This window comes from Nitrospirillum amazonense, assembly GCF_029594735.1.
Taxonomy (GTDB): Bacteria; Pseudomonadota; Alphaproteobacteria; order Azospirillales; family Azospirillaceae; genus Nitrospirillum; species Nitrospirillum amazonense.
This window is the reverse complement of record NZ_JARPAF010000004.1, coordinates 1,516,220-1,529,152: the sequence shown is the minus strand read 5'-3', so window position 1 is coordinate 1,529,152 and position 12,933 is coordinate 1,516,220. Positions and strand designations below refer to the sequence as shown.

The 12,933-nt window shown below is 67.4% G+C and carries 11 protein-coding genes; 7 read left to right on the top strand and 4 right to left on the bottom strand.

Going from position 1 to position 12,933, the window contains the following annotated elements:
- Positions 1-156 precede the first annotated feature (156 nt).
- The 3 genes from P5F91_RS27460 (at position 157) to P5F91_RS27450 (ending at position 2,521) form a co-directional block, all read left to right on the top strand.
- Complete coding sequence (locus tag P5F91_RS27460) at positions 157-795, top strand: TetR/AcrR family transcriptional regulator (protein WP_145610352.1); 639 nt, start codon at positions 157-159, stop codon at positions 793-795.
- A gap of 83 nt (positions 796-878) precedes the next feature.
- Positions 879-1,529, top strand: a complete 651-nt coding sequence (locus tag P5F91_RS27455) for a glutathione S-transferase family protein (RefSeq protein ID WP_277908810.1) — start codon at positions 879-881, stop codon at positions 1,527-1,529.
- 59 nt (positions 1,530-1,588) lie between these two features.
- Positions 1,589-2,521, top strand: a complete 933-nt coding sequence (locus P5F91_RS27450; RefSeq protein WP_145610351.1) for a DUF2268 domain-containing putative Zn-dependent protease — start codon at positions 1,589-1,591, stop codon at positions 2,519-2,521.
- 4 nt (positions 2,522-2,525) lie between these two features.
- Here P5F91_RS27450 and P5F91_RS27445 read toward each other — a convergent pair whose 3' ends face one another.
- Genes P5F91_RS27445 through P5F91_RS27430 form a run of 4 tightly spaced genes read right to left on the bottom strand, consistent with a single transcriptional unit; the run spans position 2,526 to position 6,073 of the window.
- Positions 2,526-3,434: a TauD/TfdA dioxygenase family protein gene (locus P5F91_RS27445; RefSeq protein WP_277908809.1), complete on the bottom strand. Its 909-nt coding sequence runs from the start codon at positions 3,432-3,434 to the stop codon at positions 2,526-2,528.
- Positions 3,431-4,240: an ABC transporter permease gene (locus P5F91_RS27440; RefSeq protein ID WP_145610349.1), complete on the bottom strand. Its 810-nt coding sequence runs from the start codon at positions 4,238-4,240 to the stop codon at positions 3,431-3,433. The genes P5F91_RS27445 and P5F91_RS27440 overlap by 4 nt, the downstream gene beginning before the upstream one ends.
- The gene (locus P5F91_RS27435; protein WP_277908808.1) at positions 4,233-5,060 is read right to left on the bottom strand and encodes an ABC transporter ATP-binding protein; all 828 of its coding nucleotides are present in this window, start codon (positions 5,058-5,060) and stop codon (positions 4,233-4,235) included. Before P5F91_RS27435 ends, P5F91_RS27440 begins: the two co-directional genes overlap by 8 nt.
- A gap of 5 nt (positions 5,061-5,065) precedes the next feature.
- Positions 5,066-6,073: an ABC transporter substrate-binding protein gene (locus P5F91_RS27430; protein WP_277908807.1), complete on the bottom strand. Its 1,008-nt coding sequence runs from the start codon at positions 6,071-6,073 to the stop codon at positions 5,066-5,068.
- A gap of 430 nt (positions 6,074-6,503) precedes the next feature.
- On the opposite strand from P5F91_RS27430, the gene P5F91_RS27425 reads away from it, so the two are divergent.
- From P5F91_RS27425 to P5F91_RS27410, 4 genes are read left to right on the top strand one after another with little or no spacing between them, the layout of a single operon-like run.
- Complete coding sequence (locus P5F91_RS27425) at positions 6,504-7,877, top strand: efflux transporter outer membrane subunit (RefSeq protein WP_277908949.1); 1,374 nt, start codon at positions 6,504-6,506, stop codon at positions 7,875-7,877.
- Between the two features lie 4 nt (positions 7,878-7,881).
- Entirely contained in the window at positions 7,882-9,090 is a 1,209-nt protein-coding gene (locus P5F91_RS27420) for an efflux RND transporter periplasmic adaptor subunit (RefSeq protein ID WP_246134344.1), read from the top strand.
- A complete protein-coding gene (locus tag P5F91_RS27415) occupies positions 9,087-12,221 on the top strand; it encodes a multidrug efflux RND transporter permease subunit (protein WP_277908806.1) in 3,135 nt (1,044 codons plus the stop codon). The genes P5F91_RS27420 and P5F91_RS27415 overlap by 4 nt, the downstream gene beginning before the upstream one ends.
- A 27-nt stretch (positions 12,222-12,248) precedes the next feature.
- Positions 12,249-12,932, top strand: coding sequence for a winged helix-turn-helix domain-containing protein (locus P5F91_RS27410; RefSeq protein WP_277908805.1), 684 nt, complete (start codon positions 12,249-12,251; stop codon positions 12,930-12,932).
- The last annotated feature ends 1 nt before the right edge of the window (position 12,933 follow it).

The following is a 12,933-nucleotide window of genomic DNA, read 5'->3' as shown; positions in this document are numbered from 1 at the left end:
CCATGAACATCCAGAACCAGAAGGATCGTTCTATTGTTGCCTGGATCTGGTCGCAGCAACCAAGGCCGTCAGTGGAAGAAAGCGTCGGCTTGCGAGCGGAAACGGGATGATGGATCCGGGTGGTTGCATCCAGGTGCGTTTGTCGGGGGAAGAGTGATGGAAACGTTGGCGCGCATGCCCAAGCAGAACCGCAGCCATGCGTCGTTCGAACGCGTGCTGGAGGCGGCCATGGCGCTGCTGCAGGAGCGGGGATATGAAGATTTCACCCTGAATGAGGTCAGCCGCCGCTCCGGTGTTTCCATAGGGTCCATCTACGGCCGGGTGGACAGCAAGGATGCACTGATCCGCACGGTGCAGACCCGGGCCCTGGTGGATATCGAGGATAAGGAGCGCCGGGTGACCGATTCCGCCCGTTGGCAGGGTTACGGGTTGGACCGGCTGGTGCCGGGCGTCCTGTCGGAGCTTGGGGAATTCCTCAAGGAGAACAGTGCCCTGCTGCGCGCCTTCATGGTGCGTGCGCCCATCGACCCGGTGATCGCCCAGACGGGCAAGCGCTCGCACGAGGCCATGGCGGTGCGCTTCGAAACCCTGCTGCTGTCCCGCCGGAACGAGATCAGCCATCCCGAGCCGGAGCGGGCGGTGCACGCCTGCTTCGCCATGGCCTACGCCTCCTACGCCCGTTACCTGGGCTTGGGCTCCGCCATGGATGCGGCGGGGGAGGGTGACTGGACGGCGCTGAAGGGCGACATAAGCCTGATGGCCCTATGCTTCCTGAAGTATCGGCCGGCGTCCTGACGGCCTGCCGGCGCTGACCATCGCGTGATGCGGCCTTCCGGGCAAGACTGGGTGGCACGCCCGCTTTCCCGGAGAACGCCGCCATGTCCGATAAGCTTATGCCCCATAAGCCCACGATCATCGGCCGCGCCACGTCCATCAGCGTGCGCAAGGTGCTGTGGACCTGCGCCGAAATCGGCCTGGACCATACCTTCGACGGCGACTGGGTGGGGGACGCCGCCGTGCGCCGGCGGGATGAGCTGCTGGCCCTCAACCCCAACGGCCAATTCCCGGTGCTGCTGGACCAAGCCGGACCGCTGTGGCAGTCCAACACCATTTGCCGCCACTTGGCCGTGATGGCGGGCCGCGACGATCTGCTGCCCACGGCGCCGCGTGCCCGGGCATTGGTGGAGCAGTGGATGGACTGGCAGCTGGGCGACCTCAACCCCGCCTGGCGCTACGTCTTCATGGCCCGGGTAAGGCGGGCGCCGGGCTACACCAATGCCGAAGAGATCGCAGCCGGCGTGGCCGCCTGGAACCAGGCCATGGGCTTGCTGGACCGGCAGCTGCAAACCACCGGCGCCCATGTCACCGGCCCCACCTTCACCCTGGCGGATATCGTGTTGGCGCTGTCCGCCAACCGCTGGCGCCTGACCCCCATGGATCATGCCGATTGCCCGGCGGTGGATGCCTGGCTGGACAGGCTGGCGGTGCGGCCGGGCTTCACCGTCCACGTGGGACCTGGCGTGCCGTGAGGCTTGCGCGCCACGCCGCCGCCACCCATCATTCCCCGCAGTGAAAGCAGGGGGTGGGAATGCGGTCCTGGCGATTGGCGTTGGTGGGGCTGGTCGCCCTGGGCGGCACGGCGTCGGCGGCCGCACCGGAAATCCACATCCAGGACGTCATCGACTTCTACCGCGTGTATGACGCCGGCCAAGGCGCCCCCACGGCGGCGGCCTTGCAGGGCTATCTCGACCATGGCAGCGACGGGCTGCACCAGTTTACGAGCTTGCGCCATCTGACGGGCGAATCCATGGCGGCGGCCATGGAAAGGCACCCCCGGATGTTCGCCGACGCCAAGACCTGCCTGGACGTGCTGCCGGCGGTGAAGCGGCGCCTGGCGCAAGCCTTGCCCCGCCTGGGCCAGATCTATCCCCAGGCCAAATTTCCGCCCATCACCATCCTGGTGGGCCAGGGCAACACCGGCGGCACCACCAGTGCGTCCGGCGTGCTGGTGGGGCTGGAGGCGCTGTGCGGCGCCAGCTGGATGGACCCGAACGCCGAGGACCGCTTCGTCCATCTGGTGGCGCATGAATACATCCATGTGCAGCAGCCGGCGGCCCAGACGGAACCGGAACACCCGATCCTGCTGTTTCCGTCCCTGATCGAGGGCGGGGCGGAATTCCTGGCGGAACTGATCTCCGGCAACGTCGGCTATGTCCGCCTCAAGGCCTGGGCCAAGGGCCGGGAGACGGAGGTGGAGACCCAGTTCGCCGCCGACATGGACACAACCAACATGAAGCCGTGGCTGTACAACGGCGTCGGCACGGAGGAACGGCCGGGCGATCTCGCCTACTGGGTCGGCTACCGCATCACCAAGGCCTATTACGTCCACGCCAAGGACAAGCGTGCGGCCATCGCCCGCATTCTGACCATCGACGCCGACACGGCCAAAGCCTTCCTGGCCGACAGCGGGTGGACGCCGGGCATGACCCTGCCAGACAAGGTGGCGCCACCGTCGCCCTAATCCCTTACGCCGTTGCAATCCCTTGCGGTTTATCCCCCTGCACCGTGGTGCGGTAGAGGGTGCGGCGCACGTCCGGCGGGACGCCGGTGGCGAGGTGTATGCCCTGGCGGTTGTCCCAGATGACCAGATCATCGGGCCGCCAGCGATGACGATAGATGAAGCGGTCCTGGATGCTGTGGGCGAACAGTTCCGCCAGCAGGGCCCGGCTCTCCTCCTCCGGCAATTCCACGATGCGGCTGGTGAAGCCTTCGCTGATGAACAGGGACGGGCGGCCGGTTTCGGGATGCACCCGCACCACCGGGTGGATGACGGGTGGCACTTTGGCTTCCTGCTCCGCCGTCAGGCCGGGGCGCAGTTGCCCAGTCACGGCCTGCTGGGCGCGGTTGCGGGCGGCGTAGCCATGCTCCGCCGTCAGGGTCTGCAGGCGGCGCTGCGTCTCTTCCGGCAGGGCCTCGTAGGCGGCGGCCAGGCTGGCGAACAGGGTGTCGCCCGCCCCTTCCGGAATCTCGCGGGCGTGCAGCAGGGACCCCAGGCTGGGCAAGGCCATATAGGAAAGATCGGAATGCCAATAGCGCCCGGCGTCGGCCAGGCCGATGGGCTTGCCGTTCTCGATGACGTTCGACACCACCAGGATCTCGGGGTGGCCCGGCAGGTGGAAATGGTGCTGGATGTGGATTTCCAGGGGTCCGAAGCGGCGGCTGAAGGCAATGTGCTGTTCCGGCGTCAGATCGCCCTGGCCGCGTACCACCAGCACTTGGCGCTCCGCCAAGGTGCGGCGGATGCGCAGGAAGTCGGACTCCGGCAAGGGCTGGCTCAGATCCAGGCCGATGACCTCCGCCCCCAGCACCCCGGGTATCTCGCGGATTTCGAAGGCATCGGAAGACGTGTCAGGCGTGCGCACGGCGGCGGTCATTGTTCCTGTCCCCAGCGTTGGACGGTGGCCCGGGCGGCGCTGCGGAACAGCAGCGTTTCCACGATCAGGCCCACCAGGATGATGGTCAGCAGCCCGGCGAAGACGTTGGCCGTCTCCAGCTGGGCGCGGTTGGTGTAGATGAACCAGCCGATACCGCCGGACCGGGCGCTGACACCGAACACCAGTTCGGCGGCGATCAGCGTGCGCCAGGCGAAGGCCCAGCCCAGGCGCAACCCGGCCAGGATTTGCGGCAGGGCGGCCGGTATCAGAATCTCGGCGACGAAGCGCAGCGGCGACAGACCCAGGTTGCGTCCGGCCATGCGCAGGGTGCGCGGCATGGCCCGGAAGCCGGCGTAGGAGGCCAGGGCCACCGGCCACAGCACGGCATGGGTGATGACGAAGACCAGACTGGGCGCGCCGATGCCGAACCACAACAGCGCGATGGGCAACAGGGCCACCGCCGGCAGCGGGTTCAGCATGGCGGTCAGCAACTCTAGCAGCTCCGCCCCCCAGCGGCTTAGGGCGGCGAAGGCGGTCAGCGCGGCGGCCGCGACCAGGCCACAGGCGTAGCCGGTGACCAGCAACTGCAGGGAGGTGGCGGTGCGGGCCACCAGCTCTCCCGAGGCGAAGCCCTGCACCAGGGCGGCGACCGTGGCGCTGAAGGTGGGCAGTAGCAGGGCATTGTCCAGGTGGCGGGCATAGCCTTCCCACACCGCCGCCAGGATCAACAGCAGCACCCCCTTGCGCCAGCCGGCCAGGTGCAGCCGGCGCGGCGTGGCGGGCAGGGTGATGGTCGCGTCAGCCATGGCGGCGCTCCTCCGCAGCGGAATTGTCCTCACCCAGCAAGCCGGCCTGCAGGGCCGCCTCCAGCTGGGCGAAGGCGGCGGTGCCGCGCTGGCGGGCGGCGGGCGGGATGGCGGCCAGGCCCTTCATGCGCCCAGGGTGAGGCGACAGGGTCAGGACATGGGTGCCCACGCGCACGGCCTCGTCTATGGCGTGGGTGACGAAAAGCACGGTGGCGCCGGTCTGTTCGCACAAGGACAGCAGCTCATCCTGCATCTGCCGGCGGGTCAGGGCGTCCAGGGCGGCGAACGGCTCGTCCATCAGCAGCAGGTCGGGTTCAAGGGCGAAGGCGCGGGCGATGGCCACGCGCTGCTTCATGCCGCCGGACAGGGTGTGGGGATGGGCGTCCATGACCCGGGCGAGACCCACTCCACCGATCCAGTCGCGCGCCCGCGCGTCCGCCGTGGCCCGGTCCAGCCCTCGGCCGCGCTGCAGGGCGTAACGCACGTTGCCCAGCACGGTGCGCCAGGGCAGAAGCTGGTCGAATTCCTGGAAGACGGCCATGCGGTCCGGCCCAGGCTTGCCCACTGGCGATCCGCGTAGGCGGATGGTGCCGGCATCCACCGGCTGGAAGCCGCCCACGGCGCGCAGCAGGCTGGATTTGCCGCAGCCTGAGGGACCCAGCAGCACCAGCCGGTCGCCGGCGGTGAGGTGCACGCTGACACCCTCCACCGCCGTCACGGCGGTGGGGCCCTGGCCGTAGCGCAGCGTCACGTTCTCCAGGCTCAGCAGCGGTTCGGTGTCCGTGATGCGGAGTGCTACAGCACCGGTGGTAGTATTCATGGGTGTCAGCTCCCCGCCTTGGTGGCCAAACCCGGCTGGAACAACTCGGTCCAGCTGGTCGGGTTCCGCTTGATCAGGCCGATCTTGAACAGGAAGGCGGAGAAGACGGTGCTTCGCTCCGGCGCGGTGGTGAAGCGCACCTGCGGGTCGCGGATGATGGCCTCGACGAAGGCGGGCTCAAGCTTGGACTTCTCCGCCGCGATGTACAGCTTGGCCGCCTCCGCCGGGTTGGCGGCGATCCAGGCGTTGGCCTCGTCCAGCGCCGCCACCAGGGCGGCAATGGTCTTGGGATTGGCCTCCACGAATTTCTTCGTGGAATAGGCGGCGTTGAAGGTGTGCGGCCCCCCCAGCACGTCGTAGCTGTTCAGCACGGCGTGCGCCTTGCCGCTGGCCAGCTGCTGCTGCACGAAGGGCGGTGAGGTGAAATGGGCGGTGATTTCCGACTGGCCGGACAGCAGCTGGGCGGTGGCGTCGGGGTGGGGCAGGCTGACCGTCAGGTGGTCCAGCTTGTCGTACTGGCCGAAGGTCTGGTCGGCCGCCATCTGCAGCACGATGGGCTGGAAGCCCACCTTCACCGAGGGCAGGGCGATGCGGTCCTTGTCGGTGAAGTCGCGCAGGCTTTTGACCGCCGGGTTGTTGCTGGTCAGTACATTGGGCATGGAGCCCAGGGCCACCACGCCGATGATGTCGGCGGTCCCCCGCGTCTTGTCCCAGGTCAGGATCATGGGGGCGATGCCGGCGCTGGCGATATCCAGGCCGCCGGCGATCAGCGCCTCGTTCATTGCGGCGGCGCCCGACAACTGGATCCACTCCACCTGTGGCGCCGGGATACCGGCCTTCACCGCCTGGCCCTCGATCAGGCGGCGCTCCTTCGCGACGATGAAGGGCAGGTAGCCGATCCCGAACTGCTGGGCGATGCGCAGATCTTTCGTTTCCGCCCGCGCCTGCTGTGCCAGCGGCAGCAAGGCGGCCACGGCCAGGGCGATCAGCAGGCGGCGGGTGGGGTGGGGCATGGCGGTGATCTGCCTTTAGTCCGGTGGCCGGGTTGGGCGTCGCTATTTCACAGAGGCGACATCCGATATTGGGAAATGTGGAGTGAACCGTTAACGAACGTCAAGTGTAAATAATATGAAATAACAGTATAAATACGTAAAAATGAAAATGGCAGTTTTGTCTATGATCCGGGCGGGGCTTCGACGCGCCGCCCGGACCGGGGTTAAACCTAGGTAGAAGATGGGTAAACCTAGGTAGGGGATGAGGATGGGCCAGATTAAGCGGAGTTAATAAATCGCCCACGCTGGCTAAACCCCGCCGGCGTTAGCGTCCCGCCCATGGTGCCCCCACCCTTGGCTTCCTGCGACTTGGACGATGCCGCCGATGTTTCCCCCTTTTCCTCTTCGCGCCTTCCAGCTTAGCGCCCTCAGGGGATGCTGTTTGGCCGGCGTGGCCACGCTGGCGTTGGCCGGCTGTTCCGTGGGGCCGGATTACCAGCGCCCCGACACTCCGCCCCCGGCGGTGTGGAAAGAACAGGCGGGCACGTCCCAGCCCTCTGCGGTTCCCGCCACCGCTTGGCCGGCGGCCGACTGGTGGAAGGGTTTCGGCTCCGCCCAGCTGGACGCCTACATCGCCCAGGCGCAGACGGCCAACGACGATCTGGCCGCGGCCATGGCCCGGGTGCGCGAGGCCGACGCCCAGGCCCAGGTGGCAGGCGCCGCCCTGCTGCCGTCGGTGGGCGCCAGCGCCGATGTCGATCATCAGCGGACCAAAAGCGCCGGCGCGGCCCAGACCGCCACCGCCCACAGCGTGGGCCTGAACGCCAGTTATGAACTGGACTTCTGGGGCAAGAACCGGGCGACGGCCAACGCCGCCCTCGCCACGGCGGACGCCAGCCGCTACGACCTGGAAACGGTGCGCCTGTCGGTGCTGAGCAGCGTTGCCACCAGCTATTTCCAGTCCCTGGAACTGCGGGAGCAGGTGCGGGTGGCGGAGGACAACCTGGCCAACGGCCAGGCCACGCTGGACGGTCTGCGCCGCCAAGCCGACGCGGGCATCGCCACGGCGCTAGACGTGGCGCAGCAGGAAACCACCGTTTCCACCCTGAACGCCAAGCTGCCGCCCCTACGCCAGCAGTACCGCCAGTCGGTGCACGCCCTGGCCATCCTGCTGGGCCAGATGCCGGAGGCCGTGGAGCTGTCGGAAGACGATACCCTGGCCCGGCTGTCGCTGCCCCAGGTGACGCCGGGCCTGCCTTCCGAATTGCTGGCCCGCCGGCCCGACGTGGCCCAGGCGGAGGCGCTGCTGAAGGCGGCCAACGCCAACATCACCGTGGCCCGCGCCGCCTTCTTCCCCAGCATCGACCTGACGGCCTCCGGCGGTTATGCCAGCAACGCGCTGTCCCATCTGTTCGATCCGGGCAGCGCCCTGTTCTCCCTGGCCGCCGGGCTGACCCAGCCCATCTTCGAGGGCGGGGCGCTGGAAGGGCAGTACGCCAACGCCCAGGCCCGGTATGACGAGCTGGTGGCGACATACCGCAAGTCCGTCCGCGCCGCCTTCGGGAATGTGGAGGACGCGCTGACCGCGGTGCGCGAGACGACGGAGCAGCTGGCGCGGCAGGAGCAGGCGACCACCACGGCGCGCCATGCCTATGAGCTGGCGCAGGCCCAAATGGCCGCCGGGACCATCACCGTCCTGACGGTGCTGAACACCGAAACCGCCTTGTTCACCGCCAACGATGCCTTGGTCCAGGCCCGCTTCGCCCGCCTGCAGGCCTTGGTCAGTTTGTACAACGCCCTGGGCGGCGGCTGGAAGCAGAGCTGATATCATGAGCGAGAACCCCATCTTGAAGCCTATCCGCATCAGCCGCACCCGCGCCGTTATGGCCGGCCTGGGCGGCGTCTTCATCCTCGCCGCCGCCGGTGCCGAGCTGCTGCCCAGCACCGCTGGCAAGGCCGCCCCCCCGACAGCCAAGGGGGGCGGCGCCGTCGCTGTGGACACGGCCGTGGCCACGCCGGCCGACGCGCCCGTCTACCTGGCGGGGCTGGGCTCCGTGCAATCGCTGAACACGGTGACGGTCACCACTCGCGTGGATGGCGCCCTCGACAAGGTCGCCTTCACCGAAGGCCAGACGGTGAAGCCGGGCGACCTGCTGGCGCAAATCGACCCGCGCCTGTACCAGGCAGCGTACGACCAGGCGCTGGCTACCAAGGCCAAGGATGAGGCGCAGTTGGCCAACGCCCGCGCCGATTTGGAGCGCTACACCCGCCTGGCACCGCAGAACCTGGCCAGCAAGCAGACGGTGGACACGGCCAAGGCCCAGGTCGACCAGTTGCAGGCCCAGATCAAAAGCGACCAGGCCGCCATCGACAACGCCAAGACCCAGCTGGACTATACCCGCATCACCTCCCCCATCCAGGGGCGGACGGGCATCCGTCAGGTCGACCCTGGCAACAACCTGCATGCGGCCAGCGGCACCGGCATCGTGGTGGTGACGCAGATGCAGCCCATCTCCGTCATCTTCACCCTGCCGGAAGAGGACCGCCTGGCCGTCAGCCAGGCTATGGCCCAGGGTCCGCTGACCGTCACCGCCGTGTCGCGCGACGGCAAGACGGATCTGGCCACCGGCACCGTCATGCTGGTGGACAACCAGATCGACCCCACCACCGGCACCGTGCGGCTGAAGGCCCAGTTCCCCAACACGGATGAGCATCTGTGGCCGGGCCAGTTCGTGAACGTGAAGCTGCTGAAGCAGACGCGCCGCGGCGCGCTGACCATCCCCAGCGCCGCTTTGCAGCGCGGGCCCAACGGCCTCTACGCCTATGTCGTGAAGCCGGACTCCACGGTGGAAATGCGGCCCATCGAAACGGCGGAGACCACCGGCGACACGGTCGTCGTGGCCAAGGGCCTGCAGGCTGGTGAGCGCGTCACCACCAGCAACGCCTACCGCCTGCAACCGGGCGTCAAGGTGACGGTGGCCGGCGAGGCCAAGACGGCCGACGCCAGCTCCACCAATACGGAAGGCAAGCAGCCATGAGCCTCTCCAGCCCCTTCATCACCCGGCCCATCGCCACCTCGCTCCTCATGCTGGGTGTGCTGCTGGTGGGCATGGTGGCCTATCCGCTGCTGCCGGTGGCGCCGCTGCCGCAGGTGGATTTCCCCACCATCCAGGTCTCGGCCAACCTGCCGGGCGCCAGTCCGGAAACCATGGCGTCCAGCGTGGCGCAGCCGCTGGAAACCCAGTTCGCCGCCATCCCTGGTGTTGCCCAGATGACGTCGACCAGCACGCTGGGCAGCACCCAGGTGACGCTTCAGTTCGACCTCAACCGCAACATCGACGCGGCGGCGCAGGACGTGCAGACCGCCATCGACGCTGCCGGCGGCCAGCTGCCCAAGAACCTGCCGTCGCCGCCCACCTATCGCAAGATCAACCCGGCCGACAGCTCCATCCTGGTGTACTCGGTCCATTCCGACAACCTGCCCCTGACCACGGTCGACGACTTCGCGGAGAACGTCATCGCCCAGCGCCTGTCCCAGATCCCGGGCGTGGGCCAGGTCTCCGTCGGCGGTCAGCAGAAGCCGGCCGTGCGCGTGCAGGTGGACCCGGCCAAGATCGCGGCCCTGGGCATCCAGCTTGAGGACATCGCGGCGGTCATCCCCACGGCCACGGTCAACGCGCCCAAGGGTTCCATCAACGGCATCGCCCACAACTTCGTCATCTACAACAACGACCAGCTGTTGAAGGCGGAGCCGTGGAACGACGTCATCGTCGCCTACAAGAACGGGGCGCCCGTGCGCATCCGCGACATCGGCGTGGCGGTGGACGGGCCGGAGAACAACCAGCTGCTGGCCTGGCAGAACAACGGCCCCGGCATCATCCTGCAGGTGTTCAAGCAGCCCGGCGCCAACATCATCGACATCGTGTCGAAGGTGGAAAATATGCTGCCCCAGGTCATGGCGGCGGTGCCCCCGGGCGTGAAGATGGACAAGGTCATCGACCGCACCACCACCATCAAGGCCTCGGTGGAGGATGTCCAGTTCACCCTGCTGCTGACCATCTTCCTGGTGGTCATGGTCATCTTCCTGTTCCTGCGCAACCTGTGGGCCACGCTGATCCCCGGCGTGACCGTGCCGCTGGCCCTGTTCGGCACCGCGGCGCTGATGTACCTGCTGGGCTTCAGCCTGGATAACCTGTCGCTCATGGGCCTGACCATCGCCGTGGGCTTCGTCGTCGACGACGCCATCGTGATGGTGGAGAACATCTACCGCCACATCGAAGAAGGCATGTCGCCCAAGGAGGCGGCGCTGAAGGGGGCCGGCGAGATCGGCTTCACCATCATGTCCATCAGCGTGTCGCTGGTGGCCGTGTTCATCCCCCTGCTGCTGATGGGCGGCATCGTCGGCCGGCTGATGCGCGAATTCGCCATCACCGTCACCATGACCATCGCCGTCTCCGCCTTCGTCTCGCTGACCCTGTCGCCGATGATGAGCGCGCTTTTCCTCAAGGATGAGAAGCACGCCCGCCACGGCAGGGCCTACCTGTTCATCGAGGGCTGCTTCGACTGGCTGGTGGCCAAGTACGGCCGCGGCCTGGACTTCGTGCTGCGGCACCAGCGCCTGACCCTGATGGTGTTCTTCGCCACGGTGGCGGCCACCGGCGTGCTGTACGTCGCCATCCCCAAGGGCTTCTTCCCCCAGCAGGACACCGGCATCATCGCCGGCCTGGCCGACGCCTCGCAGGACGTGTCCTTCAATGAGATGGTGCGGTTGCAGCACCAGCTGACCGACATCGTCGCCCAGGATCCGGACGTGGCCGCCTGGGCGACATCCGTCGGCGGCGGCGGGCGGCCCATCAACAACGGCTTCATCGTCATCGGCCTGAAGCCGCGCGGCCAGCGCACCGCCACCGCCGACCAGATCATCGCGCGCCTGCGGCCCAAGCTGGCCAAGGTCAAGGGCGCCACCCTGTTCCTGCAGGCCAGCCAGGATTTGAACGTGGGCGGCCGCCTGGCCCGCACGCAGTACCAGTACACCCTGCAGGACGCCGACCTGGGCGAACTGAACGACTGGGCGCCCAAGCTGCTGGACAAGCTTAAGGGCCTGCCCCAGTTGCGCGACGTCGCCACCGACCAGCAGACCAACGGCACCACCCTGAACCTGGTGATTGACCGCGACCAGGCCGCCCGCTTCGGCATCCAGCCCTCGCTGATCGACAGCACCCTCTATGATGCCTTCGGCCAGCGGCAGGTGACCCAGTACTTCACCCAGCTGAACAGCTATCACGTGGTGCTGGAAATCACGCCGGAGCTGCAGTCCAGCCCCGACACCCTGAACAAGCTGTACATCAAGTCACCCGTGACCGGTCAGCAGGTGCCGCTGTCCACCTTCGTGAAGTACGACACCAACCATGTGAACTTCCTGTCCATCAACCACCTGGGTCAGTTCCCGGCGGTGACCCTGTCGTTCAACCTGGCGCCCGGCGTGTCCCTGGGCGAGGCGGTGCAGGTCATCCAGCAGGCCCAGGCGGAGATGGGCATGCCGTCCTCGGTCAACGGTACGTTCCAGGGTACGGCCCAGGCCTTCCAGGCCTCGCTGGCGACCCAGCCCTACCTGATCGCGGCGGCGCTGGTGGCCGTCTACATCATCCTGGGCATGCTGTATGAAAGCTACATCCACCCGCTGACCATCCTGTCCACCCTGCCGTCGGCGGGCGTGGGGGCCCTGCTGATGCTCATGATCTTCCACTACGACCTGTCGGTCATCGCGCTCATCGGCATCATCCTGCTGATCGGCATCGTGAAGAAGAACGGCATCATGATGGTGGACTTCGCCATCCAGGCGGAACGGGAGCAGCACCTGGCCCCCATCGAGTCCATCCGCCAGGCCTGCCTGCTGCGTTTCCGCCCCATCATGATGACCACCATGGCGGCCCTGCTGGGCGCCCTGCCGCTGATGCTGGAGAACGGCACGGGCTCCGAACTGCGCAAGCCGCTGGGCATCACCATGGTGGGCGGCCTGATCCTGAGCCAGATCCTGACCCTGTTCACCACGCCGGTGGTCTATCTCTACCTGGACCGGGTGAACGACTGGCTGAACCGCCGGGGCAAGGCCAAGGCGGCGCATGAAGGTCACGCCCGGCCGCGCGCGGCCCTGGGCACGGGCGATTGAGGGGGGACGCGCCATGAAGGTGCTGCCATGAAGGTGCTACTGGTCGAGGATAACGAACGGGTGTCGCGCTTCGTCGTGAAGGGATTGCGCGAGGCGGGACACACCGTGGAGCATGTCGACAACGGGCGGGACGGCATGTTCCTGGCGACGGGCGAACCCTTCGACGTCATCGTCATGGACCGCATGCTGCCGGGCGACATCGACGGGCTGACCATCATCGAGACCCTGCGCAAGATGGGCACGCAGACGCCGGTCCTGATCCTCAGCGCGCTCAGCAGCGTGGATGAGCGCATCAAGGGCCTGCGCAGCGGCGGCGACGATTACCTGACCAAGCCTTTCGCCTTCGGCGAGCTGCTGGCGCGCCTGGACGCCCTGATGCGCCGGTCGCCCACCGGCGCCGTGCCGGAAACCAACCTGGCGGTAGGGGACCTGCGCATGAACCTGCTGTCGCGCAAGGTGACTCGGGGCGACCGGGTCATCACCCTGCAGAACCAGGAGTTCAAGCTGCTGGAATACCTGATGCGCCATGTCGACCAGGTGGTAACCCGCACCATGCTGCTGGAAGGCGTCTGGGGCTATCACTTCGACCCCCAGACCAACGTGGTCGACGTGCACATCAGCAAGCTGCGCCAGAAGATCGAGGGGGAGGGGGAGCCGCCGCTGCTGCGCACGGTGCGCAACGCCGGCTACATGATGACGGCGGGCGGCTGAC